We start from the raw sequence: 26,179 nt of genomic DNA on the forward strand, positions 1-26,179 counted from the left end.
AGCGCGCGATGATCCCAGGCGAATATCAGATCAAACCGGGCAATATCAGCTTTAACGTCGGGCGAGAAACCCAAAGCGTGGTTGTCGAAAACCACGGCGACAGGCCGATCCAGGTCGGATCGCACTACCACTTTTACGAGGTCAATCCGGCGCTGAAGTTCGATCGGGTAGCCACCAGGGGCTACCGGCTGAACATCCCGGCGGGCACCGCCGTGCGCTTCGAGCCCGGCCAGAAGCGGGAAGTGACGCTGGTGCAGATCGCGGGTGCACAGCGGATTTTCGGTTTTCGCAGTGCCGTGATGGGAGAGGTGAAACATGGCTGAGATTTCACGTCGGGCGTATGCCGATATGTTCGGCCCCACTACCGGGGATAAAGTGCGGCTGGCCGACAGCGAGCTGTGGATCGAAGTCGAAGACGATCTCACGACCTATGGCGAAGAAGTCAAATTCGGCGGCGGGAAGGTGATCCGCGACGGCATGGGCCAGGGGCAGATGACCGCTGACGGCTGCGTGGATCTGGTTCTCACCAACGCGCTGATCGTCGATCACTGGGGGATCGTGAAAGCCGATATCGGCGTCAAGGACGGGCGGATCTTCGCCGTGGGCAAAGCCGGGAACCCGGACATTCAGCCCGGCGTGACGATCCCGATTGGTGCGGCAACGGAAGTGATCGCCGCCGAGGGGAAGATCGTCACCGCTGGCGGGATCGACACCCACATCCACTGGATCTGCCCGCAGCAGGCGGAAGAGGCGCTGGTTTCCGGCGTCACCACCATGATCGGCGGCGGCACCGGACCGGCGGCGGGCACCAACGCCACCACCTGCACGCCCGGGCCGTGGTATATCGCCCGCATGCTGCAGGCTGCCGATACCCTGCCGGTGAATATCGGCCTGCTCGGCAAAGGTAACGGCTCCAACCCGGATGCCCTGCGCGAGCAGATTGCCGCCGGTGCTATCGGGCTGAAAATTCACGAAGACTGGGGCGCAACGCCTGCAGCGATCAACTGCTCGCTGGAGGTCGCTGACGAGATGGATATTCAGGTGGCGCTGCACAGCGACACGCTGAACGAGTCCGGTTTTGTCGAAGACACGCTGGCCGCCATCGCCGGGCGCACCATCCACACCTTCCACACCGAAGGGGCGGGCGGCGGCCATGCGCCGGATATCATCACCGCCTGCGCGCACCCGAATATTCTGCCTTCCTCCACCAATCCGACGCTGCCCTACACGGTCAATACCATCGACGAGCATCTCGACATGCTGATGGTCTGCCACCACCTTGACCCGGATATCGCCGAGGACGTGGCGTTTGCCGAATCCCGCATTCGTCGTGAAACCATCGCCGCTGAAGACGTGCTGCACGACATCGGCGCATTCTCGCTCACCTCGTCAGATTCGCAGGCCATGGGCCGCGTCGGAGAAGTAATTATCCGCACCTGGCAGGTGGCGCACCGCATGAAAGTCCAGCGCGGCGCGCTGCCGGAAGAGACCGGCGAGAACGATAACTTCCGCGTGAAGCGCTACGTCGCCAAATACACCATTAACCCGGCGCTCACTCACGGCATCGCCCACGAAGTCGGTTCGATTGAGGCGGGCAAGCTGGCGGATCTGGTGGTCTGGTCCCCGGCGTTCTTTGGCGTCAAACCCGCCACCATCGTCAAGGGCGGGATGATCGCCTGCGCGCCGATGGGTGATATCAACGCCTCGATCCCGACGCCGCAGCCGGTGCATTACCGCCCGATGTTTGGCTCGCTGGGTGCCGCGCGCCACGCCACCCGGCTGACGTTTATCTCGCAGGCCGCCAGTGCGAACGGCATCCCGCAGCAGCTCAACCTGCAGAGCGCCACGGCGGTAGTGAAAGGCTGCCGGACGGTGAAAAAGGCGGACATGATCCACAACGGCCTGCAGCCGAATATCACCGTCGACTCACAAACCTACGAGGTGCGCGTCGACGGTGAACTGATAACCAGCGAACCGGCTGACGTTCTGCCGATGGCGCAACGCTATTTCCTGTTTTGAGGAGTGATGATGATCTATTTAACCCAACGCCTGGACCATGCCCACCCCGTCACCGCCAGCGTCACGCTGCCGATTGACGTACGGGTGAAAAGCCGCGCCCGCGTATCGCTGAACGACGGCCGCGAAGCCGGGCTGATGCTGCCGCGCGGCCTGCTGCTGCGCGGGGGCGACCTGCTGACTACCGACGACGGCAGCGAGGTTGTCGAGGTGTTCGCCGCCCCGGAGTCGGTTTCCGTGGTGCGCTGCGCCGATCCGTTCCTGCTCGCCCGCGCCTGCTACCACCTGGGCAACCGCCACGTGCCGCTGCAGATCATGCCCGGCGAGCTGCGCTATCACCACGACCACGTTCTCGACGACATGCTGCGCCAGTTCGGGCTGGAAGTGGCCTACGCCAGCCTGCCGTTTGAACCGGAAGCGGGCGCTTACACCAGCGATGCCCACAGCCACTCTCACGCTCATTCACATTAAGGATTAATCATGCGTAAGTATTTACCTCTGCTGCTTCTGGCCTTTTCCGTTCCCGCGCTCGCGCATCCCGGCCACGGTGCCGACAGCTTTCAGGCCGGTTTTCTCCACCCGCTGACCGGGCTCGATCATCTGCTGATGCTGACCGGTGCGGGCGTGCTCTCGGCGCTGAGCGGTCGCAAACTCCTGCTGCCGTTTGCCACCCTCGGGATGATGCTTGTCGGTGCGATTGCGGGCAGCCTGCTCGGCGGCTTCAGCGGCATGGAGATGCTGATTATCGCCTCGCTGGCGGTATCCGGCGTGATGATGTTTAAAACTGAAAACCGCCTGCTGCTGGCGGTGCCTGCCCTGGCGATGTTCCACGGCTGGGCGCACGGCGTGGAGATGTCCGGCCACAGCTTCTGGCTCTTCACCAGCGGCTTTATGCTGGCCAGCGCCACGGTGCTGTGCGCCAGCTTTGCCGCGGGGCTGCTGCTGCGTCGTCACGACGGCCTGCGTAAGACCTTCGGCGGCGGGCTGATCGTCTCCGCCCTGCTGGCGTTGATGAGCTGATGGAGCACGCCCGCCAGCGGCTGCGCCTGATGCAGCTCTCCAGCAGTAGCCTGCCGGTCGGATCGTTTACCTGGTCGCAGGGGCTGGAGTGGGCCGTTGAGGCGGGCTGGGTCACGGACGCCGACGCCTTTAAACGCTGGCAAATCCAGCAGATGGAGCAGAGTTTTTTCTGCGTCGATCTGCCGCTGTTTATCCGTCTTTATCAGGCCTGTGAGCAACGCGATCTTACACATGCAAAACGCTGGACGGCATACCTTCTCGCCTGCCGGGAAACGCGCGAGCTGCGCGAAGAAGAGCGCAACCGAGGGGCGGCCTTTACGCGACTGATTAAGAGCTGGGAGCCGGATTGTCCGCCCGAATGGCTACCGCTGTTTATGCAGAGCCAGCTCTGCGGCATGGCCTGGCTCGGCGTGCGCTGGGGTATTGGCGCGCGCGAGCTGGCGCTGAGCCTCGGCTACAGCTGGATGGAGAGCGCGGTGATGGCGGGCGTCAAGCTGGTGCCGTTTGGGCAACAGGCCGCGCAGCAGCTGATTATCGAACTGAGCGACGACTACGCCGCTGGTTTTGAACAGGCATTTTTACGTCGCGACGACGCGCTGGGAGCAGCAACGCCGCTGTCCGCCATCGCCTCCGCGCGCCACGAAACCCAATATTCACGACTATTCCGTTCCTGAGGAGTCAATATGGCTGATTACAAACATCCCCTGCGCGTGGGCGTGGGCGGCCCGGTAGGGTCGGGCAAAACCGCGCTGCTGGAAGCGCTCTGCAAGGCGATGCGCGATACCTACCATCTCGCGGTGGTGACCAACGATATCTACACCAAAGAGGATCAGCGCATCCTGACCGAGGCGGGCGCGCTGGAGCCGGAGCGCATCGTGGGCGTGGAAACGGGCGGCTGCCCGCATACCGCCATCCGCGAAGATGCCTCAATGAACCTGGCGGCGGTGGAAGCGTTAAGCGAGAAGTTTGGCAATCTGGATCTGATCTTCGTTGAAAGCGGCGGCGACAACCTGAGCGCGACCTTCAGCCCAGAGCTGGCGGACCTCACCATCTACGTCATCGACGTGGCCGAAGGGGAAAAAATCCCGCGCAAGGGCGGGCCGGGGATCACCAAATCCGATTTTCTGGTGATCAACAAAACCGACCTCGCGCCGTACGTGGGGGCGTCGCTGGAGGTGATGGAGCGCGACACCAACCGCATGCGCGGCGAGCGTCCGTGGACGTTTACCAACCTGAAGGCGGGTGACGGGCTGGCGACGATCATTGCGTTTCTGGAAGAGAAAGGGATGCTGAGGGTGTAGTGCGGTTTATTGCACGTTGGCACACGTGGGTGTTGTAGGCCCGGTAAGCGCAGCGCCACCGGGCAAAAAAACTCACGCCTCCGGCAGTTCCGCCAGCGGCCAGCGCGGACGCACGGACACGCTCAGGTCGGACGTCGCACCCGCATTCAGGCGCACCATTCCGGCGTAAGCAATCATCGCGCCGTTATCGGTACAGAATTCCGGACGGGCGTAAAACACTTCTCCGCGACGCTTTTGCATCATCTCGGCGAGCTTCGCGCGCAGCGTGCGGTTAGCGCTCACGCCACCGGCCATCACCAGACGCTTAAAGCCGGTCTGATCCAGTGCGCGCTTGCACTTGATCATCAGCGTATCCACTACCGCATCTTCAAACGCGCGGGCGATATCGGCGCGGGTCTGCTCGCTGTCATCGTTATTACGGATCGTATTCGCCGCGAAGGTTTTCAGCCCGGAGAAGCTGAAGTCCAGCCCCGGACGGTCGGTCATCGGACGCGGGAAGACAAAGCGCCCTTCCGTTCCCTGAGACGCCATTTTCGAGAGCATCGGGCCGCCAGGGTAATCCAGCCCCAGAAGCTTGGCGGTTTTGTCGAAGGCTTCACCGGCGGCATCGTCGATCGACTCACCCAGCAGCTCGTACTTGCCAATGCCCGTTACGCTAATCAGCTGCGTATGACCGCCGGAAACCAGCAGCGCCACAAACGGGAATTCAGGCGGATTCTCTTCCAGCATCGGCGCCAGAAGGTGCCCTTCCATATGGTGAACCGGAATGGCCGGAACATCCCACGCGAACGCCAGTGAACGACCCACCGTCGCGCCAACCAGCAGCGCGCCGACCAGGCCCGGGCCTGCGGTATACGCCACTGCATCAATCTCTTTTGCCGTTAATCCCGCTTCTTTCAGCGCCGCCTGAATCAGGGGAACCGTTTTACGCACGTGGTCACGAGAGGCCAGTTCAGGTACGACGCCGCCGTAGTCAGCGTGCAATTTCACCTGACTATACAGCTGGTTGGCCAGAAGCCCTTTTTCGTCGTCGTAAATGGCGATGCCGGTTTCATCGCAGGATGTTTCAATACCCAGTACACGCATGACTTGTTTTACCTCGTTTCAATACCGCGCAGTGTAGAGCCTGGGCGGGTTGATGTAAAACTTTGTTCGCCCCAGGAAGAAGGCTCGTGTATACTCCTCACCCTTATTAAAGTCCCTTTCAAAATCGCATCGGTGCTTTACAAAGCAGCAGCATTTGCAGTAAAATTCCGCACCATTTTGAAATAAGCTGGCGTTGATGCCAGCGGCAAACCGAATTTATTAAAGGTGAGAGTTACATGCCGGTAATTAAAGTACGTGAAAACGAGCCGTTCGACGTAGCACTGCGTCGCTTCAAACGTTCATGCGAGAAAGCAGGTGTTCTGGCTGAAGTTCGTCGTCGTGAGTTTTATGAAAAACCAACGACCGAACGTAAGCGCGCTAAAGCTTCCGCTGTGAAACGTCACGCGAAGAAACTGGCTCGCGAAAACGCACGCCGTACTCGTCTGTACTAATTGGTTGAGGGCCTCAGCCCTCAATTGACAGACAGAGTAATAGTCGTAAGGCCGTGCTTCCGGAAGGAATGCGCGGCTTGTTTTCGTTTATAAGTCGCTTAAAATTTTGGGGCATATGGCCGGAAGAATCCCACGCGTTTTCATCAATGACCTGCTTGCCAGAACCGACATCGTCGATCTCATCGACGCGCGGGTAAAGCTAAAAAAGCAGGGCAAGAACTACCATGCGTGCTGTCCGTTCCATAACGAAAAAACCCCCTCCTTCACCGTAAACGGTGAAAAGCAGTTCTACCATTGCTTCGGCTGTGGCGCACACGGTAATGCCGTCGATTTTTTGATGAACTACGACAAGCTCGAGTTCGTTGAAACCGTCGAAGAGCTGGCGGCGATGCATAACCTTGAAGTGCCGTATGAAGCAGGCAGTGGGCCAAGTCAGATCGAGCGCCATCAACGGCAAACGCTGTATCAACTGATGGATGGCCTGAATTCGTTTTACCAACAGTCTCTTAAGCACTCTGCGGCTGAGCCTGCGCGTCAGTATCTGAACAAGCGCGGACTGAGCGACGATGTCATTGCGCGTTTCGCTATTGGTTACGCCCCGCCCGGCTGGGACAACGTGTTAAAGCGTTTTGGCGGCAATAGCGAAGATCGTAAGTCTCTCATCGATGCAGGCATGCTGGTCACCAACGACCAGGGACGAAGTTACGACCGCTTCCGTGAACGGGTGATGTTCCCGATCCGCGACAAGCGAGGCCGGGTAATTGGTTTTGGTGGTCGCGTGCTGGGTGATGCCCTGCCGAAGTACCTCAACTCCCCGGAAACCGATATTTTCCATAAGGGCCGCCAGCTGTACGGTCTTTATGAGGCGCAGCAGGATAATGCGGAACCTCCGCGTCTGCTGGTCGTCGAAGGCTATATGGACGTCGTGGCGCTGGCGCAGTACGACATCAACTACGCGGTTGCGTCGTTAGGTACGTCCACGACTGCCGATCATATTCAGCTGCTGTTCAGGGTGACCAACAACGTCATCTGCTGTTACGACGGTGACCGCGCAGGACGTGACGCCGCCTGGCGAGCGCTGGAAACCGCGCTACCTTATATGACCGATGGGCGTCAGCTACGCTTTATGTTTCTGCCCGACGGTGAAGACCCGGATACGCTGGTGCGTAAAGAGGGTAAAGCGGCGTTTGAAGCGCGGATGGAGCAGGCTCAGCCGCTCTCCACGTTTTTGTTTAACAGCCTGATGCCGCAGGTCGATTTGAGTACCCCTGACGGGCGCGCGCAGCTCAGTACGCTAGCGCTGCCGTTAATCAGCCAGGTGCCCGGCGAAACGCTGCGCATCTATCTGCGTCAGGAGCTAGGCAACAAGCTCGGCATTCTGGACGATAGCCAGCTTGAACGTTTAATGCCTAAACAGGCTGAAAACGGTGCGGTTCGCGCCGCGCCTCAGCTAAAACGCACAACCATGCGTATACTGATAGGGTTACTGGTGCAAAACCCCGAGCTTGCTCCGCAAGTGCCGTCGCTGGCGGGTTTGAACCACGAAAAATTGCCCGGACTTGGCTTATTTTCAGAACTGGTCAACACTTGTTTGTCTCAGCCAGGTCTGACCACCGGACAACTTTTAGAACATTATCGCGGCACAAAAGAGGCCGCTACCCTTGAAAAATTGTCGATGTGGGACGATATAGCAGATAAGGACATTGCAGAAAAAACGTTCACCGACTCGCTCAACCATATGTTTGATTCGATGCTTGAGTTGCGCCAGGAAGAGTTGATAGCTCGCGAGCGCACACACGGCTTAAGCAGCGAAGAACGCCGGGAGCTCTGGATGATTAACCAGGAACTGGCGAAGAAATAAGTGAAAGACAATATCATTCGCGTTGTATCAAGGCAGCAAGTGAACGAACTCCTGGGAGTGTACATAAGTACATGACCAGGATGAGGGAACGCAGCTAACGCAGAGACAACGTGAAGGATGAAGTATTTAACGGCTTAAGTGCCGAATATCGATCGGGAAGCCCCCGGCAGCCGCACTGAGAGGCAGCGGCAAAAATATAAGTACGCCCTCGCTTTAAAGGTTGGCAGACCCATCGCCGACACCAATCAAACGAAATAAGTGTGGATACCGTCTTATGGAGCAAAACCCGCAGTCACAGCTGAAACTTCTTGTCCAACGCGGTAAGGAGCAAGGCTATCTGACCTATGCCGAGGTCAATGACCATCTGCCGGAAGATATCGTCGATTCAGATCAAATCGAAGACATCATCCAAATGATCAATGACATGGGTATTCAGGTGATGGAAGAAGCACCGGATGCCGATGATCTGTTGCTGGCTGAAACCTCCAACAACACTGACGAAGATGCGGAAGAAGCTGCTGCACAGGTACTGTCCAGCGTGGAATCTGAAATCGGGCGTACCACTGACCCGGTCCGCATGTACATGCGCGAAATGGGTACCGTTGAACTGTTGACCCGCGAAGGCGAAATTGACATCGCTAAACGCATCGAAGACGGGATCAACCAGGTTCAGTGTTCTGTTGCTGAATACCCGGAAGCCATCACCTATCTGCTGGAACAGTACGATCGCGTTGAAGCTGAAGAAGCTCGCCTGTCCGATCTGATCACCGGCTTTGTCGATCCGAACGCTGAAGAAGATATGGCGCCTACCGCCACTCACGTCGGTTCAGAACTGTCTCAGGAAGAGATGGATGACGACGAAGACGAAGATGAGGAAGAAGAAGACGACAGCGACGACGACAACAGCATCGACCCTGAGCTGGCACGTGAGAAGTTCGGTGAGCTGCGTACCCAGTACGAAGTCACGCGTGACACCATCAAAGCGAAAGGCCGCAGTCATGCCGCCGCTCAGGAAGAGATCCTGAAGCTGTCTGAAGTGTTCAAACAGTTCCGCCTGGTGCCAAAACAGTTCGATTACCTGGTGAACAGCATGCGCGTCATGATGGATCGCGTACGTACCCAGGAACGTATCATCATGAAGCTGTGCGTTGAACAGTGCAAAATGCCGAAGAAGAACTTCATAACCCTCTTCACCGGCAACGAAACCAGCGAGACCTGGTTCAACGCGGCTATCGCGATGAACAAACCGTGGTCAGAAAAACTGCATGATGTGAAAGACGATGTGCAGCGCGGCCTGATGAAACTTCAGCAGATCGAAGAAGAAACTGGCCTGACCATTGAGCAGGTAAAAGACATTAACCGTCGTATGTCCATCGGCGAAGCGAAAGCCCGCCGTGCGAAGAAAGAGATGGTTGAAGCGAACTTGCGTCTGGTTATCTCTATCGCCAAGAAATACACCAACCGTGGTCTGCAGTTCCTGGATCTGATTCAGGAAGGCAACATCGGTCTGATGAAAGCGGTAGATAAGTTTGAATACCGTCGTGGTTACAAGTTCTCTACCTATGCGACATGGTGGATCCGTCAGGCGATCACCCGCTCTATCGCAGACCAGGCGCGCACCATCCGTATTCCGGTGCATATGATTGAGACCATCAACAAGCTCAACCGTATCTCCCGCCAGATGCTGCAAGAGATGGGCCGCGAGCCGACGCCGGAAGAGCTGGCTGAACGCATGCTGATGCCGGAAGACAAGATCCGTAAAGTGCTGAAGATCGCCAAAGAGCCAATCTCCATGGAAACACCAATCGGTGATGATGAAGATTCGCATCTGGGTGATTTCATCGAGGATACCACCCTCGAGCTGCCGCTGGACTCTGCCACCACCGAGAGCCTGCGTGCTGCCACGCACGACGTTCTGGCTGGCCTGACCGCCCGTGAAGCAAAAGTACTGCGTATGCGTTTCGGTATCGATATGAATACCGACCACACGCTGGAAGAAGTGGGTAAACAGTTCGACGTTACCCGCGAACGTATCCGTCAGATCGAGGCGAAGGCGCTGCGTAAGCTGCGTCATCCAAGCCGCTCTGAAGTGCTGCGTAGCTTCCTGGACGACTAATCTGTCCTGACAGCAAAAACTCCCTGCGGGGAGTTTTTTTTGGGGATTTTCTACCGAGAGTACAAAAATTAGTAGGGGTGACTGCTTACATATGCAATTGTAAATGATATTTATTTTCATTATCATTTTTCTTTTCGTAAACTACTGTAAAGAAAAATTACATGAATTTCAAAACATTAAAAAATCAATCCCTCTGTGCGCTCGCGATTTCCCTGGCACTTCACGCGGGTTCTGTTTTGGCAAAGGATTTCACGGAAGATCAGTTTATCTCTCAGCCGCTGGGTCACGGCGTTTACGAACTGGCTTATGACGCTGGACAAAAGGCAGTCTACGCGGCCTCTGCCCCCTCTTTCGAGAAAGACAAAACCGCCGGTGAAGTGTTCCAGCTTGCGGTCGATTCACTAAACGTTAATGAGCGCATTACTACCCAGCGCCGCCCGTTTGCGGTTTCACTGGATGATGCCAGTCATATCCTGTGGTTAGGCAACGCGCTTGATGGCTCAGTGACACTGCTCGATACCCGCACCAACAAAGAAGTGAAAACCCTCCAGCTTGCGGATGCTGAGAATAAAGCACACGTCCGCGAAGTGGTTCTTGATAAGAAACACCACCGCCTGTATGTCTCCGGCATCGGCAGCGAAGGCAAAGGCGTGCTGTGGGTCGTCGACACGCAAAAACAGACGTTGCTGCTGACCCACAAACAGATGGATCCGGTCGGTTTTGCGGTCGATGAAGCAGGCGATAAAGTTTACGCTGTAACCGGCAAAGGCGAGCTAATTACCCTGGATGGCAAAACCTCTCAGGTTCTCTCCCGCGTAAAGGTTGACCCCGCTGAACCTAAACACTACTTCCTGAACATCGCGTTGAACACCACCAAAGGCGTTGGTTTTATTGCGGATACCAACACCCGTGACGTGCTGGTTGTCCAGCTCGACTCCGGCAAAATTGTTCATCGCGTTCCAACACCGAACTCTATTGCCGCGGTCTACAACCCTGCGCGCGATGAAGTGTATGTTACCCATCGCAATGCCCGTCAGATAAGCGTTATCGATGCCAACACCTACAGCCTGAAACACACCGTCACAACGGCGGCGATGCCAAACAGCATGGTGCTTTCCCCTGACAACAAAACGCTGTTCGTCAGCGTGAAACAGGATGAAAAGGCCAACAAGGCTGACTATGTGCTCAAACTCGATTTAACCCCATTCTGAGGAGTGCGATGTGATGAACCAGACACGAACGGCGCTGGCGATGTCGCTCGCCCTCGCCACCCTTCCTGCGGCGGTTTTCGCCGAGGAAACTACCCCGGCAGATGAAGATCAGCTTGTCGTCACCGCCACCGGTTTCGCGCAGGAACGCCGCGAAGCACCGGCCACCATCTCTGTCGTCGGTGAAAAAGAGCTTAACACCCGGTCGAATCAGAACGTCACCGAGGCGCTTCGTGAGATGCCCGGCGTATTAGTGGGCAACGGTAACGGAAGCCTGGCCACGGGTGATGTGCAGATGCGCGGCATGGACTCGACCTATACCTCTTATATGGTGAACGGCATCAAACAGGGCACCCGCGAATCCCGCCCTTACGGGCACCACATCGGCACCGAAGCGGCCTTTTTACCTCCGCTTGCCGCTATCGAGCGCATTGAGGTGATCCGTGGGCCGATGTCCTCCCTGTATGGCTCTGACTCCATTGGCGGCGTGGTGAACGTCATCACCAAAAAAGGCTACAACCTGGATGCATGGACCGGCGTACTGGAAGATAACTACTTCCTGCAGGAGAAGAGCGAGTACGGCAACACCAACCAGACCAACGCTTTCCTGATGGGGCCGATTATTCCCGGCAAACTCGGGGTGAGCGTGGCGGCGGATTATCTGGACCGTCGCGATGACGACAGCCAGAACGATGAGCGCTTTGTGAAGCACCAGGCCGGGAATCTGGACGCGACCATCAACATGTCGCCGACCGATACCCAACTGTGGGATTTAAATGTCGTTAAAGGGCATCAGGAAAAATCACACAACGATAAAGCCTGGGAATGGGATTTTGACCGCGATGCTGCGTCGCTTTCTCAGCACGCCTGGTACGGCGACGATTTGCTGGAAGCGAAGAACTTCGTCAGCTACGAGAACGCCAAAACCGAATATCGCGTTCCGGGGATGAGTTCGCAGTTCATCAAACAGCGTAACTACGAGGCCAACAGCGCGAACACCTTCACGCTTGGCGATCACAAGCTGACGCTGGGGATTAACTTCACCCGCAACGAGCTGAACGACACCTTCGGTATTGCAGACAAGGAAGTACCGGGCGTCACGCCAGTCAGCAAAATCACGCGTAACGGCTGGGCGGTCTTCGCCGAGGACGCCTGGATGATGGTGCCGGACTTCACCCTCACCACCTCAGCACGTCTCGATCACGACAGCTATTTTGGCTACCACGTGACGCCAAAACTCTACGGTAACTGGACGATTGATGAAAGCTGGGCGCTGAAAGGTGGCGTCTCTGCGGGCTATAAAAAACCGGATCTGCGCCAGAACAACGAAGGCTTCACCAGCGTTTACGGTTCGTATCCTTATTCCTATATTGGCATCGGTAACAACGACCTTAAGCCCGAGCAGAGCGTCAACACCGAACTGGGCGTTTACTGGCAAGAGGACGCGCTGGCGCTGGATGCCACCGTGTTCTTCACCAAATTTAAAGACAAGATCAGCGACTACACCATCTGTACCGCAACGGCTACGCAGAAGTGTGTGTACAACGGCTATGAAGCGGAAGAGGTCTCCCAGTACTTCAACGTCAGCGACGCGGAAATCTATGGTCTGGAGCTGAACGGTGACTGGCAGGTCACGCCCGGGCTGAAGGCTAACGCGAACTACACCTATACGCACAGCGAGCAAAAGAGCGGTCAGTACAAGGGTGAAGCGCTGAACGAATTCCCGAGCAGCATGGCCAACCTCTCCCTGACGTGGAACGCGCTTAACGATCTTGAGCTGTGGACCAAAGCCAGCTGGCGCAGCAACACGCCGAACACCGGGAAATCGACATCCACAGAGGCCTATGCGCTGGTTGATTTAGGCGCACGCTACCATCTCAACAAGCGCATCACGCTGATGGCGGGGGTTTACAACCTGTTCGACGTGAACCCGATCTACAAAACGTCCTATAACCAGTCTTCCCTGCTGGAAGGACGCCGCTACAACATGGGCGCACGCTTCGAGTTCTGACAGTGGTGCCGGAGCCTCTGGCTCCGGCAGCTACAGCCCGCGCACCATCAGCGCCTCATCCAGTTCGCGATAGGCTTCAACCAGCTTATCCAGCGTTGCCCTGTTTAACCCGCTTGGGTTTGGCAGCACCCACACCTGCGTTACGCCGATGCTAATGCTCTGTTTACCCCACTGCGCCCCTCGCTGGCTGAATGCCTGCTCGTAAGCCTGCTTGCCGAGGATAGCCAGCGCAGCGGGCTGATAATCCTCTATTTTCTTGACCAGTTCCCGCCCGCCGCTGCGTAGTTCATGCAGATTGACCTCGGTTGCCTGCACCGTAGGACGTTCGACCAGCATGGTGATCCCACAGCGCGTATCCAGCAGGTGTTGCTCCTCTTCTGGCTTGAGTAGCCTGTCGGTAAAACCTGCCTGATAGATCACCTTCCAGAAGCGATTTCCCGGATGAGCGAAGTGAAAACCGGTGTGCGCCGAGGATTTCCCCGGGTTGATACCGCAAAATACTACCCGCAGGCCAGGGGCCAGAATGTCGTTAATCATCTTTACTCCCACTGATACATCGTTATGGAAGTATAAAGGATTGATTATGCATTGTTTATAAAAACAGCAGGCAGGAGTGAATGGCTGGATTGCTGCGGGGAGTTACTTTATAATTCACCGCCACGGCCCCTTAGCTCAGTGGTTAGAGCAGGCGACTCATAATCGCTTGGTCGCTGGTTCAAGTCCAGCAGGGGCCACCAAATTTTAGCTGTAGAATCATATAATTAAGCCACTCAGACGAGTGGCTTTTTTGTTTATCAATTTTGGCGTGGCGATAAGAAAACATGGTGACGCCAACAAAGCACAAAAAAGCCAACCCCGCATCAACGCGGCGTTGGCCCTGTTTTTAAAGCGGTGACAATTACAACAGGTTAAAAGACATAGCGCATGCCAAAGGTAAATTCATTAGAAACAATGTGCGCTTTCATCTGTTCGTCTTTTAAGCCACGCGCGTTAGTGAAGTTGTTATATCCGCTTTCGATCTTGCCCATATCGATATAGCGGTAGCCCAGATCGACATACAGACGATCTACCGGCGTGTAGCTTACGCCCGCCCCTAACGCGTAGGTCAGGTTGCTTTGTGTCGTAGAGGCGTATTCACGTCCGGCGTTGCCCTGCCAGCCGCCAACTTTGATCTTACTCACGCCGAGCCCTGCGGTACCGTAAACGGACACGCCGTAGCCCAGCTCATAATCGCGATACACGTTGAGCATCAGGCGCTCGGTTTCAGTCTGCAGGTGGTTATAGCTGTTGGCGAACGTGCTGGAACCGCTGGTGTATTCAGTTTTCTGCTTAAAGGTGTACTCACCTTCGGTGCGCCAGCCGTTACCAAACTGATAGCCCGCAGCAATCGCCGCTCCGCCAAAATGCTCTTTTTCTTTACCGCCGGTAAACTGCCCGACACCCGGGCGAGCGCTGGTATCCATCTCTTTCGCTCGCTGTTCAATTTGAAGGTATTTTGCCGAACCGTAATACCCTTCTTCGGTATTTGCCGCCAGAACGGTCATCGGGATTGCTGCGATCGGCAGGGCAACTAAAATCGCTTTCATATTCATCTTCACTCCGTTGGAAATTATTACTGCACGTCGAACCGACGTCCGCCAGTGTCAGGAAATAACAGTCAGTGAGACGAATCATAAACAGGCCAGTAAGGGCAAACTATTAGGATGATTACGCGTTTTACCAGGTAATTTTACGTAGGGATTTGTCTGGATTTTTGCTCTATTCATCGCCATTTCAATCAGTTACCGGCTTAGGTTAACGATGATTAGGGAGCACTGCCAGGATAGATGGACAGTACGAAAAGGGTGTTATTGATATTTATCGAGTAAGGCGACGGTAGACAATTAAATTTCCTGAAGCTGCCTCTAATTCTCCATAATTAACTTTTTATCATCTACTGAATTTTATTTAGTCCGCGATCTGATACGCAAAAATGATATCTGCCGTTCGCACGGGAACCGGACTGATGCTGCCCCTGTTCATACACGTGAGGAAACGCAGGAAGACAGTTCAGCCTGTTGCGAACTTTATTCACAGGTGGACTGTCGATACCTTCCCCTTAGCGGAAAGTGGCTCGCAAATGCAGGTTTTATCAACGGGTTGCCTGTCAAAATCCGGGTAATGAAGGATTGTATTGTTATTACGCCACAACATACACGGAAGTTATGGGGATGCCTTGAAGGTATGAGTGTGGTGAATGTTAATAAAAAGAAAGTGTCGCAGTGGTTGAAGACGTTTCCGGCAGCGCTGAATGATTTGTGTGATGTGCCGGTGATTAAACAAGATAATTTACACTTAAAAGATAAAATCCCGGTTTTTCATCCCCGCGCAGAAACACCTGAGGACAGTTCTGCCTGTTGTGAGCTTTATTCACGGGTGGACTGTCGATACCTTCCCCTTAGCGGCAAGTGGCTCGCAAATGCAGGCTTTATCAACGGGATGCCTGTCAAAATCCGGGTGATGAAAGATTGTATTGTTATTACGCCGCAACATACGCGTGAGTTATGGGGATGCCTGGAAGGTATGAGCGTGGTGAATATAAATAAAAAGAAAGTGGCGCAGTGGTTGAAGACGTTTCCGGGAGCGCTGAATGATTTGGGAGATGTGCCGGTGATCAAACGGGATAAATAACAGTCAAGAGGAAATCCCGGCTCAGTGGCCGGGATCCTTTTTACTTATTAGTATAAATATCCATGAGCTTATTTATTTCCTTTCGTAGCTGCTCATCATCAAATTCATATTCTTCACGATCATTATCAGGGTTATACATATCTGCCACACAAAAAACACTGGATAATAATTCACTTAGGTTATCTTCATCCTTTCCAAGTAGGTTATTATCACGCTCAGCTTTCCATTTCATCATATAGCTGTCAGCAAAACTGCCAGCGGACATATCCTTATCAAGAAAACTATCAATATATTCTTTAAGTGCCTGACTCATCTTAACCCACCGTTATTTATGAAGTTTTCATACTGTTTTGTTTGAGGATCAAGTTTCCATCCGCTAACAAAGTTACCCGATTTATCAACCACAACCACATTATTAGTTTGTGGATTGAAGAACACTTTTGATTCTGGAACTAATAAATACGTCCCATGTTCATAAGTCGTTTTATCATCCAGGTGTGACTTGATGGCAGTCTGATATTGAGCAATGGTATCACCATTTTTCTTAGTAGTTATCACACCAAAATCAGAAGCATGTTTAAACTTCTTATCTAACTGTTTAGTACTGAACGCGATACTATCAGAAATGATTGCAGTTCCAGCATTTGGTAATTTCTTGCCCGGCAACATCATACCAGCCAGCAACCCACCTGTAGCCTCCAGCGCAGCCTGATTTCCGCCAGCCGCCTCTTTAACCGTATCCGCAACCGCTGACCAGGTTTCACTCTGCATCAGGGTGCTAATACTGTCCGCCACCGCCTGATTCTTCCCGGCCAGGTCGCTCATCGCCTTGCTGCAATAGCTGTCACCTGCAGCACACGACGCCAGCGCCATTGCCGCATCAGCAGCATAGTCCGCTGAACCCAAAGCCGCATCGCCGGTATCAGCAAGAGCATTGATAATGCCATTTGCGATGGAGGAGGCAGTACCTTCACCCAGCTTCTCCCTGACCTGATTTTTCAGGGATTCAGCAGCCTGTTTCGCTGCTTCTCTGGCCTGGTCCCCGGCCAGTGAATTTGACTCAGCCGAGTTTTTCCCGCCCTGCGCACCCGCCATCGCCGACGCCGTGCTGTCTCCGGCCAGTCCACCCGCCATTCCCGCCGCTACCGTCGCCAGCGTGCTGACCGTCTGCTTCTGCTCCTCGCTCAGGTCGCTGACCGCTTTACCCGGATACAGCATACCCGCTATCGCCTTCGCCGCAAGCTCACCGGTCGCCGCCCCTGCAGCACCCGCTGCGGCACTGTTCCCCTGCAGCGCCGCAACCGCACCGCCCAGGATAGCATGCGCCACCACCGCAGCCTCATCGCTCAGTCCGGAACCATGTCCGATATAGTTTGCCAGCTCCGGTGCCGAGGCCCCCGCCAGTACTGCCGTCAGGTCGCTACCTGCCAGCCCCTGAAGCGCCGCCGTCGCCGCCTGAATACCCCGCTGAAGGTCGCTGCCCGTGACGTATTTTGCCGTTGTGGTTTTATACGCATCGGTCCCGCGCAGGGCATTCTGATATGCGGCTTTAGCCTCGTCGCTGGCATCCGCCCCCGGCTCGGTTATCCCTTTATCTGCAAGCTCTTTTCTGCCTGCATTCAGCCCGTTTATCTCCCCCTGCGTATTCGCAATATCCGCCGCCTGCGAGCCAATCTCACCAATCAGTTGCACTTCCTGCAGGCGCTGCTGCTCCTTCTCCTTGTCAAATATCGGGCTGATGCTGCCGTTCGCGTGCTCTGCATCGCGGCTCAGGTTCGCCACATCCTGCTTCTGGCTCTCCTTGTCGCGGATGATGAGGCTGCCCTCGCTCACCGCCGCCTGCGTCGTGCCTTCCGCGTGACCGCTGTTACCGCCCCCGGCCAGCAGGGCATTCGCCATATTCCCGGCAAACTGTTCGCCGATGCTGCCGCCGGTGCTGATACCCGCGCCCTGGTGTTCGGTCTTAAAGTCCGCCTTGTTATTGATATCGCTGAAGCCCAGCGTGCCCGTATCAAGTCTGTTTTTATCCGCCGTCGCCGTCGAGGCAATCACCCCGCCGTCGAGCTGCGTATGCTTGCCCACCGTCACGTCAAACCCGCCGCTGCCTGCAAACAGCCCGCTCTGCTCCTGCACCGAGTCGTAGTCGCTGGTCATTTTATCGCGACTGACGTTGATGCTGCCCGAAGCCGTGCCGGCACCAAAGTTGTACCCCACGCCGCCGCTGACGCTGTTCTGCTTGCTGTTGTAGTGGTCGCTGTCCTGCGTGCTGGCTATCGTCAGTTCACGCCCGATATCCGCTACCACGGCCTCGCCGCTCACCTGCGCCCCGGCAATCGTCGCGTCGCGCCCGGTGTTGATGGTCACGCGGTTACCCGCATCCACCGTGGTCTCATTCTGCCAGGTGCCGTTGCCCTTCTCATGCCCTTTGCTGCTGTTGGCGTTCGCCGAGATGCTGATGCCCGCCCCACCGGAGCCGACACCCACCCCGACGCCAAGGCTGCCGCCGCTGCTGCTGTTTTTACCCGTTGTCTGCTGCGTGTCCTGCGAGGCAATCAGGTTAACGTCGCGCGCCGCGTCAAGCGTCACGTCCTTCCCGGCCTTAATCTGGCTCCCCGCCACGGTGATGTCGCTTCCGGTGGCTTTTATCGTGACGTTATTGCCCGCGCTCAGGGTGCTGCCCGTCGTCGTTTCACTCTGCATATGGGATGAGGATTTTGACGACTGTGCCCCCACCGACGCGCTGACGCCGATGGTGTTGTTATTGAGTTTGTCCGAGCTGCCCTTCGCCTGGTCCAGCGCCACTGCCTGACCCGCCTGCACGCCGGAAAGCGCCGCCTGCGTGCCCTGAAGTGCGGCAAGGCGCGAGTCGCTGCTCTGCTTCGCGCTCTGCGCCGTGGTGACCGCGCTATTCACCGCGCTCCCCGCCGCCCCCGACAGCGCCACCGTCATCCCGCTGCTCTTCTGCTCAAACCTCTCATCGCGGGTGCGTTTGTCATGCCCCGGCTCAATCACCACACTGTCGCCGGTAAGATGGATATCCTTCTGCGCGATGATATCCGCCCCGCCGATATGTGCCTGTTTGCCCGCCGTGATGCTGACGCTGCCGCCCGTCGAGCCGACCGTGCTGAAGCTTTCACTCTGCGTCGTGCCCTGCTCCCGCAGGTCGTGGGTGGTTTTGCTGCTGCCGATGGTGAAGCCGATACCGCCCGTGCCCATCAGACCGGACTTTTTGGTCTCCTTAAAGCGCCATGAGGTGTCCGTGTTGGTGGCCGCCACGATGTCCACGTTGTTGCCCGCCGACAGCGCCACGTCTCCGTCACCCGCCACCGCCGAGCCTGACACCCGCAGGTTGTTCCCCGCCGACACCGTCACGTTGTCGCCGCTCAGCAGTGAGCCCTTCTCCCGCGTCGCGCTGTCTTCCTCGATGGTGTGGGTGGTCTTCTTGCTGAGGAACCCTTTTTTGGTCTTCGTCTCTTCCTTGTAGTGATAATCGCTTTCCGTCGCCGTGGTCAGGTTCACGTCGCGACCTGCCGCCACGCCGATATCACCCTGCGCTGTCACCTCTGCAGCCTGTGCGGTCACGTCCCGCCCGGCAAGAATGACCGTGTTGCCGCCGCTGGCGATTGCCGTGCCCTGCTGGCGTACGGACTCATCGATAACGGTTTTCTTACCGCCCTGGCTGCTGCTGCGCGTGGTGGTGGCTTCCGCCAGCAGGTTCACGTCGCGTCCGGCCTGAATCCCCACATCACCCTCTGCGGCCATCGCCGCCGCGCGGGCATTCACGTCGTTACCCGCCTGCAGGGTGAGGTCGCCGCCTGCGGTCAAAGTGCTGCCCTGATGCGTGACGGACGCCGTCTCTGTTGTCGTGCGGTTGCGCCCGGAACGTCCCTCGCTCGTCGCCATCTCGTTGGCGGTGATGATGATATCGCTCCCTGCCGCCATGCCCAGGCTACCGCCCGCCGACACGTTTGCGCCCGTCACGTTGATATCCTGTCCGGCGCGCATCACCAGCCCGTCTGTCGCGGTGATGGACGCCGTCGTGCCCACATCCGTACCGCCAACATGCACGTTCCCCGCATCAACATTCCACTTCTGGGTACGGGTGACATTGTTGATACTGCCGGTAAGGCTCTCAAGCCCGACGGTTTTACCGCTGATGGTGGAGCCGATGTTGTTGATATTCCCCAGCGCGCTCAGGTTCAGCCCGCCGCCCGCGCTGATGAGCCCGGCGTTGAGGTTGCTGATGCTGTTGCTGCTGTCGATGGACAGGGCATTCTGCGCCGTGATGGTGCTGCCGCTGTTGGTGACGTTGCCGCCCGCCAGCTGCACGTTATTACCGCCGATCACGCTGCCGCTGTGAACGGTGACATCCTTCGGTGACAGATAAACTTTCGGGACCATCACCGTCTGGCCGTTAATGGTCGTCGCTTCCCACCACAGCAGGCTGTGGTCAAGCGCGGCAACCTGCGCGGCCGTCAGCGCCACGCCGAATTTCAGGCCCAGCGCCTGCTGCTGCGTGGCGGCGCTGTCCATCAGATAGCGCATCTGGTCGAGATCGGAACCGATGCCGTTGATATACCGGCTGCCGGTCTGGTTCAGAATGGCATTGCTGACGTAACGGGTATCGAATGCCGCGTCGCCGAGGAAACGGTAATCGCGATCCGGGTTCAACCCCAGACGGTCGAGGAAATACGCCGAGCCAAGGAACGGGTTCCGATCGGTGTAGGCACTGTTGGTCTCACGCGGTGCATCACCAGGCTTGATGCCGAGCATGCCATAGAGTCCATCAAACAGGCTGTTGTCCACCTTCCCGAGGCCATCAAGCTTAGGGTTCACCGTTATCAGATACGGGCTATCGGGGTCGGTAGATGGCACGAAGTAACCGTTATCACCGGACGGCAGCGGATAGTTACCGCTGCTGCCGTTCTGGTCGGAAAGGGATGAACCGCCGGCGATGTCTTTCAGGGCGTCGGTGAGATTATCCAGAAGATCGGGGGCACTCATGTTTGTGCTGCTACCTGGAGTCAATGACTCACTGTTCAACCCCTCACCGATAGCTTCAGGCGTAAGTGTATTCAGCGTTGGGGCATGAATAGTGTTATTGAATCCCCCCGCGTTTGCAGTGACGTTGGTATTGCTGATGTCACTCTTAAAGTTCGCACTGACGTTACCGCCAGCACTGATAACCGAGCGGTATACTCCGCCATCGGCCACAAATTCTGTCGTCCGTTCACCGAGGAGATAAGGCACCCAGCCATACCAGCCATAGTCCTCATCAAACCAGCCCCAACTTCCGTCTGCATAGTGCGTCAGAGGTTGCCATTTGCTGTCGTTGCAGTCCTGATAAAACCACTCACAACGATATTCAGCCTGAACGTAGGTAACGCGACGTCCACCTTCGGCAGAGAGGTTATTCAGCGTCCCTCCCGTAAGAACGGCGTTACGTCCCGCAAGAATATGGCTAGCACGGTTATCCAGCGTACCTGCATTGATAATGATGTCGCGTCCGGCAGCCATTCGGGCGGAACTGCCGGTGGCCGATACGGACACAACGGACTCACTCAGCAGGAATTGCCGGATATCTTCCCCTGTGAGGCGGTAATCAACCCTGTCACTGCACTGTCCACTGCCATTTGCACCACTTCCGGCGCAACGCTCATACCTGTCAAAAACAACCTTACTGCCATCGTTTTTCCAGTCTTCAAGCAAGAGAACAAAATCCGAAGGTCTGCCGTTGAGGTCATAACTGATGTAGTGTTCATCTGCGGCAGGAATGGCATCAGGGTATTCCCGTTCTGACTGGCTGACAGTCAGCCCATCGGCTTCATTGAGCAAATGGCGGGTATTCACGGTGATATCGCCGCGTGTGGTCTCAATCGTACCGGAGCGGTTAATCACTTCTTCATTTGCCTCACCGACTGCATTCCTCTGCATCCAGAGGCTGTTATCAGCAAGAATGTCGCCGTAAATATTGAGAATACGCGCAGCAAACAGGGAGAGATTATTGCCCGCATAAATCAGCGCTGTATTAAGCAGCGTACCTGCTGCCGTCATCGTCAGGCTGCCCGCGGTACCGTTGAAGCCGTTGATGGTGATATTTTCCCGCGAGGTAAGCTGCACGTCTCCGCCTGCCTGAAGCGAGCCGGACGCATTCAGCAGCAGGCTCTGCGCGCTGAACGTGCTGCTGCCGTTACCGGTGGTGAGCGTACCGCTGTTGGTGAATGCTCCGCCCGCGCTGAGGGCGATGGCATTGCCCTGGATCACGCCGCTGTTGGTGATGGCGTTTTGCGAGGAGACCGACAGCGTTTTACCTGCGGCCAGCGTACCGTTGTTCACGAGCGCATTGACCAGCTTCAGCGTCGCGTCGCCCAGGGAAACCACCTGACCATGACCGCTGAAGTTGGCGACATCGAGCAGCAGGTTGCCCCCGCTGTAGAGTTTACCGCTGACGGTATCGGTGAGAGCGTCACCCGCTACCGTCAGCGAGGCAGTACCCAGCACCGTGCCGCTGTTGGTGATGTTCCGGTATTTCACCCCCAAATCCGCACCCTGAAGCGTGCCGCGGTTATCGAGCGAGCTGCCACGCAGCTCAGCGCTGCCCGTCGCCAGGACATTTCCGCCATTCACGGCGTTCACCACATCCAGCAGCAGCGTGACGGCCTGAACCAGCCCGCCGCTACCGTTTGCCAGCTCTGGCGTGACCAGCGTGAGCTTTCCACCGGAGAGAATTTTGCCATCATTCTGTAAACGGGTGGTGGCGTTCACCGTGGATTCACCGCCGCCCTGCACCGTTCCCTGATTATTCAGCGTGGCGGACGACGCCTTCAGCGCGTTCTGGCTCAACAAAACACCACCAGCGGTATTGTTCAGCACCCCGGAAACATCCAGCGTCAGCGCTTCACCCTGAAGCCGTCCGCTGTTGATCAGTTGCCCGGCAGCGATAGCGGTCGTTTTACCCTGAATCTGTCCGGCGTTCGTCGCATTACCGGCATTCATCGACAGGACGCCAGCCGTGAGTAATTTCCCGCCTGCCTGGTTGGTCAGCGTCTGGTTCAGCGCGACGGAAAGCGCATCAACCCCGGTGATTTCACCGCTGTTTGTCAGCGTATTCGCCTTCAGCGTCAGATCCTTGGCTATCCACTGCCCGCTGTTTGCAAGCGTCAGTGCTGAGAGCGCCAGTTCTCCGTTTGAGGTGATTTTGCTGCCCGTCGTACTGATAAGATTGCTGACGATCTGCGCATCCAGTACATCTGCCGCCTGGATCGCACCGCCGTTCGTAAGCGCCTGCGCATGAATAAGTACCCGTTTACCCTGCCATTGCCCGGCGTTACTGAGGTCACCGGCCGTCACCGTCAACTCACCCGCCGTCAGCAGCGATCCCGATGCTTCATTCACCAGCGAGAGGAGCGGTGCAGCCATCTCCAGACGAGCAGCCAGCGTCAGCGCAGCGATCCCGGTGAGCGTGCCGCTGTTAGTGATACGGTCCTGATGCGCGGTGACAAGGTTCGCCTGAACCGCTCCGCTGTTGCGCAGCGTATTCCCCGAGAGCGAGAGCGTGCCAGCCGATAACAGATTGCCGTTGTTAACGGTATTGCCCGCATTCAGCGTGGTGTCGCTCTGGCTCATCAGTTCACCGGTATTGCTGAATGTCCCGGTGGCGGAGACGTCAAAGTAGCCGGTCGCCAGCGAGCTTCCGCTGTTATTCCAGTCGCGGCCGCGGAGACTGACATTCTGCCCCTGCAGCTGGCCTGCGGTGGTTAGCGTGGTGCCTGAAAAGGTGAGATTCCCACCCGTAAGCGTGCGCGAGCCTGCCGCTAAATCCAGCACTCCGGCGGTCACGGATAACGCGGTATCCCCCTGCAAGAGACCGCGACTGTCGAGGCGCTCGGCATTCAGCGTCAGCGTGTTCCCCACGATACTGCCCGTGCTGGACACCGATTGTGCCGTGATGCGGTTTGCCCCCTGCGCCAGCAGCAGGCCTCCCGCGCTGTTATTCAGCGTATCGTAATCAACAAGGAGTGACGCGCCACTCAGCTCACCGCTGTTGGACAGGCGCGAACCGGAAAGGGACAGCCCGGCATCGCTGGTGATAATGCCGCTGTTTTTCACGTCAGAAACTGAAAGGGTGAGTGCCGCCGGGCTGTACAGCACGCCGCTGCTGCGGTTATCCAGCAGACGGGTAACCAGTGACAGCGTCTGCTCCGCGTGGATCAAACCACTGTTAATGACTGCAGGGCTGCTGATGGCGAGCGAAGACGCCGTCAGCGTCCCCCCGTTATTGAGATTCGTGGTTTCAATCTTCACGGCTGACGCTGAAGATTTTCCCCCGTGACTGAGAGCGTCAGTGGCTGTCAGGATAAGCCCATCTTTCGCAGCCTGCGTCCCATCAAGCTGCGCATTCTGTACGTCCACGCTGACGCTGTTACCCTGCGTCTGTGCCGTTGCCGTGGTCGTCAGGCTTTGACCCCGAATGCTCACGGAGCCGCCCGCGCTGGTTTCGCCTGCAAGAGCGGTAGCCGTATTGTTCAGCGCCAGATCGCCATCGCTGTGGGTCACTGACTTTTCGGTGGTGATGAACGCGTCTGCTGAGCCAGCAAGCCCTCTGGCACCGGAAAGCGTGCCGCTGTTTGTCACCTGTGCTGCCTTCAGCGTCAGCGTGTCATCGCTAATGAGCGCGCCGCTGTTATCCAGCTTACCGCTCGCGATAACGGTCGTTTTACCTTTCGCGCCGGTGTCACCAGACAGCGTGGCGTTGCGCGCGTTGATACCCAGCGTGGAGGCGCTTCTCAGGGTGCCGGAACTGGTGATGTCGGTCCCTGAAACGTTCAGGCTGTTGCCCTGAACGGTGCCGGTATTGCTGAATGTCCCGGTCTTCAACGAGGCATCCGTTCCCGCGGACAGCGTCCCGCTGTTGATCAGGTTCCCCGTGTTAAGGGCAAGAGATTTTCCGGCAATGGTAGTGCCTTTCAGCAGGGTGTTCCCTGACGTGGAGAGCGCGATATTCCCGCTGGCACTGGTTCTGCTGCTGCTCTCCTGAGTCAGCGCCTGACCGCTGAGCGAGATATCTGAGGCGCTGACGTTTCCGCGCTGCGTCAGCTCACCGCCTTTCACCGACAGTTGCTGACCCGCAACGACAGAGCCGTTAAGCGCGGCACGCTGCGACGCCTCCAGCGAAATATGGCGTGATGCGGTCAGCTGCGTCCCGGTTTCCAGCGTTTTCGCGTTAACCGTGGCATCCTGCCCGGCGATGTTTTTCCCCTTAAGCGCCGCGTTTTCTGCAACGTTCACGGCAAGGTTACGACCGGCACCGGCCTGGGCATCCGCACTCTGGGTGAGGGCGTTTGCCGTCAACGTGGTGTCGGTTCCCGCAGTGAACGCGCCGCCGTTTTGCGTGAGGGTACCGTTGGTCGCTAACTGAAGATTGTTCCCGGCGGCGATATGGGCCTGGTCGAGCGTCAGGACGCTCTGCCCGGAGACAGTGAGGTTACCCCCTGCTTTATGGTCGCCGGTTAAAGTCACCTCTTTCGCAGAAACGCGGGTGCTGCCGCTGGCAAGCGTGTTTTTCAGCACCACTTTCCCCGCGCTGCTGAGCGTAATATCGCCCTGACGCGCGTTGAGATCCCCCAGGTTTACCCCCAGCCCTGTTTCGCTGGACACCAGACGAATACGGTTGGCGTACATCCCGCCCAGCGCACCCGTGTCTACCGCCACCTTCGGCGCGTCACCTTCCCCTTTCAACGTGCTGACGCTGCCGTCCGCCGCGACGCGGTTCGCCCCGGCGACCACACGTACCTCTTTCGCATGCAGTTGGGCATTGATCTCGGTCGCGCGGGAAATAATCGATACGGCATCGCTCTGGCTGCCATCCAGCCCGGCGCCCTCAATGGTGACCGCACCTTTCGTCACATCAAGCGATTGCAGCTTACCGCTGGCGTCGAGCACCGGTTTCCCCGTGGTGAGTGTCGCATTCGGCGTGTTGATAAACCCGCAGCCGTTACAGGTGATACCGTAGGGGTTCGCCACAATAACGTTGGCCGCCTTGCCCGCCACTTCGGTGTAGCCCTGTAAATATGAGCGGTTCGCGCCAGTGACTTCGTTGATGATCCCTTTGGCTTCCTGCCCGGCTTTCAGATTGGGGTTGTTTTGGATAATCCCGCCAAGCTGGGTCTGGTTCAGCTGTCCCGTGGCGTTATTCAGGATCAGCCCTTCTTTGCCGACGTTGTAATCGTGGTATTTATTATGGGAAATACCGGACTGATTCGGCGTGGCAATGTTCACGACCGGAACACCGTTGGCCGCCTTATCCATCTGCGTATTTCCGGACGGGGCGATCGTGGCGGCTACCGCAGGCAGCAGCGGCTGGGTTGCCAGCAATACGCTCAGTAACGCGCTAAGCGCACGCTGTGAAAAACGAACCTGATCCTTTTCCATCATCCCT

17 protein-coding genes, 1 tRNA gene and 1 pseudogene are annotated in these 26,179 nt (G+C 57.0%); 14 read left to right on the plus strand and 5 right to left on the minus strand.

Annotated features, from left to right (window positions below):
• Positions 1–8 precede the first annotated feature (8 nt).
• The 6 genes from HV355_RS07910 to ureG are packed head-to-tail and all read left to right on the plus strand — an operon-like array spanning position 9 to position 4,337.
• A complete protein-coding gene (locus HV355_RS07910; protein WP_182401561.1) occupies positions 9–323 on the plus strand; it encodes an urease subunit beta in 315 nt (104 codons plus the stop codon).
• Positions 316–2,019: an urease subunit alpha gene (gene ureC / locus HV355_RS07915; protein ID WP_182401563.1), complete on the plus strand. Its 1,704-nt coding sequence runs from the start codon at positions 316–318 to the stop codon at positions 2,017–2,019. Before HV355_RS07910 ends, ureC begins: the two co-directional genes overlap by 8 nt.
• A gap of 9 nt (positions 2,020–2,028) precedes the next feature.
• Positions 2,029–2,487, plus strand: coding sequence for an urease accessory protein UreE (gene ureE, locus HV355_RS07920; protein ID WP_182401792.1), 459 nt, complete (start codon positions 2,029–2,031; stop codon positions 2,485–2,487).
• A 9-nt stretch (positions 2,488–2,496) separates the two neighbouring features.
• Complete coding sequence (locus tag HV355_RS07925) at positions 2,497–3,036, plus strand: HupE/UreJ family protein (RefSeq protein ID WP_063144822.1); 540 nt, start codon at positions 2,497–2,499, stop codon at positions 3,034–3,036.
• On the plus strand, positions 3,036–3,710 hold the full coding sequence (locus tag HV355_RS07930; protein WP_182401565.1) for an urease accessory protein UreF: 675 nt from the start codon (positions 3,036–3,038) through the stop codon (positions 3,708–3,710). The genes HV355_RS07925 and HV355_RS07930 overlap by 1 nt, the downstream gene beginning before the upstream one ends.
• A gap of 9 nt (positions 3,711–3,719) precedes the next feature.
• The gene (gene ureG / locus HV355_RS07935) at positions 3,720–4,337 is read left to right on the plus strand and encodes an urease accessory protein UreG (RefSeq protein WP_014071813.1); all 618 of its coding nucleotides are present in this window, start codon (positions 3,720–3,722) and stop codon (positions 4,335–4,337) included.
• 72 nt (positions 4,338–4,409) lie between these two features.
• Here the strand turns inward: ureG and tsaD are convergent, their stop codons facing one another.
• Positions 4,410–5,423 carry a tRNA (adenosine(37)-N6)-threonylcarbamoyltransferase complex transferase subunit TsaD gene (tsaD, locus tag HV355_RS07940; protein WP_032650276.1) on the minus strand — a complete coding sequence of 338 codons (1,014 nt, stop codon included), beginning with the start codon at positions 5,421–5,423 and terminating at the stop codon, positions 4,410–4,412.
• Between the two features lie 236 nt (positions 5,424–5,659).
• Here tsaD and rpsU point away from each other — a divergent pair, with 236 nt between their 5' ends.
• The 5 genes from rpsU to HV355_RS07965 all read left to right on the plus strand — a co-directional run bounded on the left by rpsU (position 5,660) and on the right by HV355_RS07965 (position 13,071).
• Positions 5,660–5,875: a 30S ribosomal protein S21 gene (gene rpsU / locus HV355_RS07945; protein ID WP_001144069.1), complete on the plus strand. Its 216-nt coding sequence runs from the start codon at positions 5,660–5,662 to the stop codon at positions 5,873–5,875.
• A 115-nt stretch (positions 5,876–5,990) separates the two neighbouring features.
• Positions 5,991–7,736 (plus strand): DNA primase, encoded by a 1,746-nt coding sequence (gene dnaG / locus HV355_RS07950; RefSeq protein WP_089599648.1) that lies wholly within the window; start codon positions 5,991–5,993, stop codon positions 7,734–7,736.
• 244 nt (positions 7,737–7,980) lie between these two features.
• Entirely contained in the window at positions 7,981–9,852 is a 1,872-nt protein-coding gene (rpoD, locus tag HV355_RS07955) for an RNA polymerase sigma factor RpoD (RefSeq protein WP_260662717.1), read from the plus strand.
• 161 nt (positions 9,853–10,013) lie between these two features.
• Entirely contained in the window at positions 10,014–11,063 is a 1,050-nt protein-coding gene (locus HV355_RS07960) for a YncE family protein (protein WP_182401569.1), read from the plus strand.
• Between the two features lie 10 nt (positions 11,064–11,073).
• Entirely contained in the window at positions 11,074–13,071 is a 1,998-nt protein-coding gene (locus tag HV355_RS07965) for a TonB-dependent receptor (protein WP_182401571.1), read from the plus strand.
• A gap of 30 nt (positions 13,072–13,101) precedes the next feature.
• Here the strand turns inward: HV355_RS07965 and mug are convergent, their stop codons facing one another.
• Positions 13,102–13,608: a G/U mismatch-specific DNA glycosylase gene (gene mug / locus HV355_RS07970; protein ID WP_100166453.1), complete on the minus strand. Its 507-nt coding sequence runs from the start codon at positions 13,606–13,608 to the stop codon at positions 13,102–13,104.
• Between the two features lie 124 nt (positions 13,609–13,732).
• Between mug and HV355_RS07975 the strand changes: the two genes are divergently transcribed.
• Positions 13,733–13,808, plus strand: a tRNA-Ile gene (locus tag HV355_RS07975).
• A 171-nt stretch (positions 13,809–13,979) separates the two neighbouring features.
• Here the strand turns inward: HV355_RS07975 and HV355_RS07980 are convergent.
• Entirely contained in the window at positions 13,980–14,663 is a 684-nt protein-coding gene (locus HV355_RS07980) for an outer membrane beta-barrel protein (protein ID WP_182401573.1), read from the minus strand.
• A gap of 484 nt (positions 14,664–15,147) precedes the next feature.
• Here HV355_RS07980 and HV355_RS24460 point away from each other — a divergent pair.
• Positions 15,148–15,246 (plus strand): annotated as a pseudogene (locus tag HV355_RS24460) (SymE family type I addiction module toxin); the annotation flags it as partial.
• A 48-nt stretch (positions 15,247–15,294) separates the two neighbouring features.
• Positions 15,295–15,741, plus strand: coding sequence for a SymE family type I addiction module toxin (locus HV355_RS07985; RefSeq protein WP_120158730.1), 447 nt, complete (start codon positions 15,295–15,297; stop codon positions 15,739–15,741).
• Between the two features lie 40 nt (positions 15,742–15,781).
• Here HV355_RS07985 and HV355_RS07990 read toward each other — a convergent pair whose 3' ends face one another.
• Together HV355_RS07990 and HV355_RS07995 are read right to left on the minus strand one after the other, a co-directional pair.
• Complete coding sequence (locus HV355_RS07990) at positions 15,782–16,054, minus strand: colicin immunity domain-containing protein (protein WP_120158589.1); 273 nt, start codon at positions 16,052–16,054, stop codon at positions 15,782–15,784.
• Complete coding sequence (locus tag HV355_RS07995; protein ID WP_182401575.1) at positions 16,051–26,175, minus strand: hemagglutinin repeat-containing protein; 10,125 nt, start codon at positions 26,173–26,175, stop codon at positions 16,051–16,053. Before HV355_RS07995 ends, HV355_RS07990 begins: the two co-directional genes overlap by 4 nt.
• Positions 26,176–26,179 lie beyond the last annotated feature (4 nt).

The sequence above is a fragment of the Enterobacter sp. RHBSTW-01064 genome, assembly GCF_014103035.1.
In the GTDB taxonomy this organism is placed as follows: Bacteria; Pseudomonadota; Gammaproteobacteria; order Enterobacterales; family Enterobacteriaceae; genus Enterobacter; species Enterobacter mori.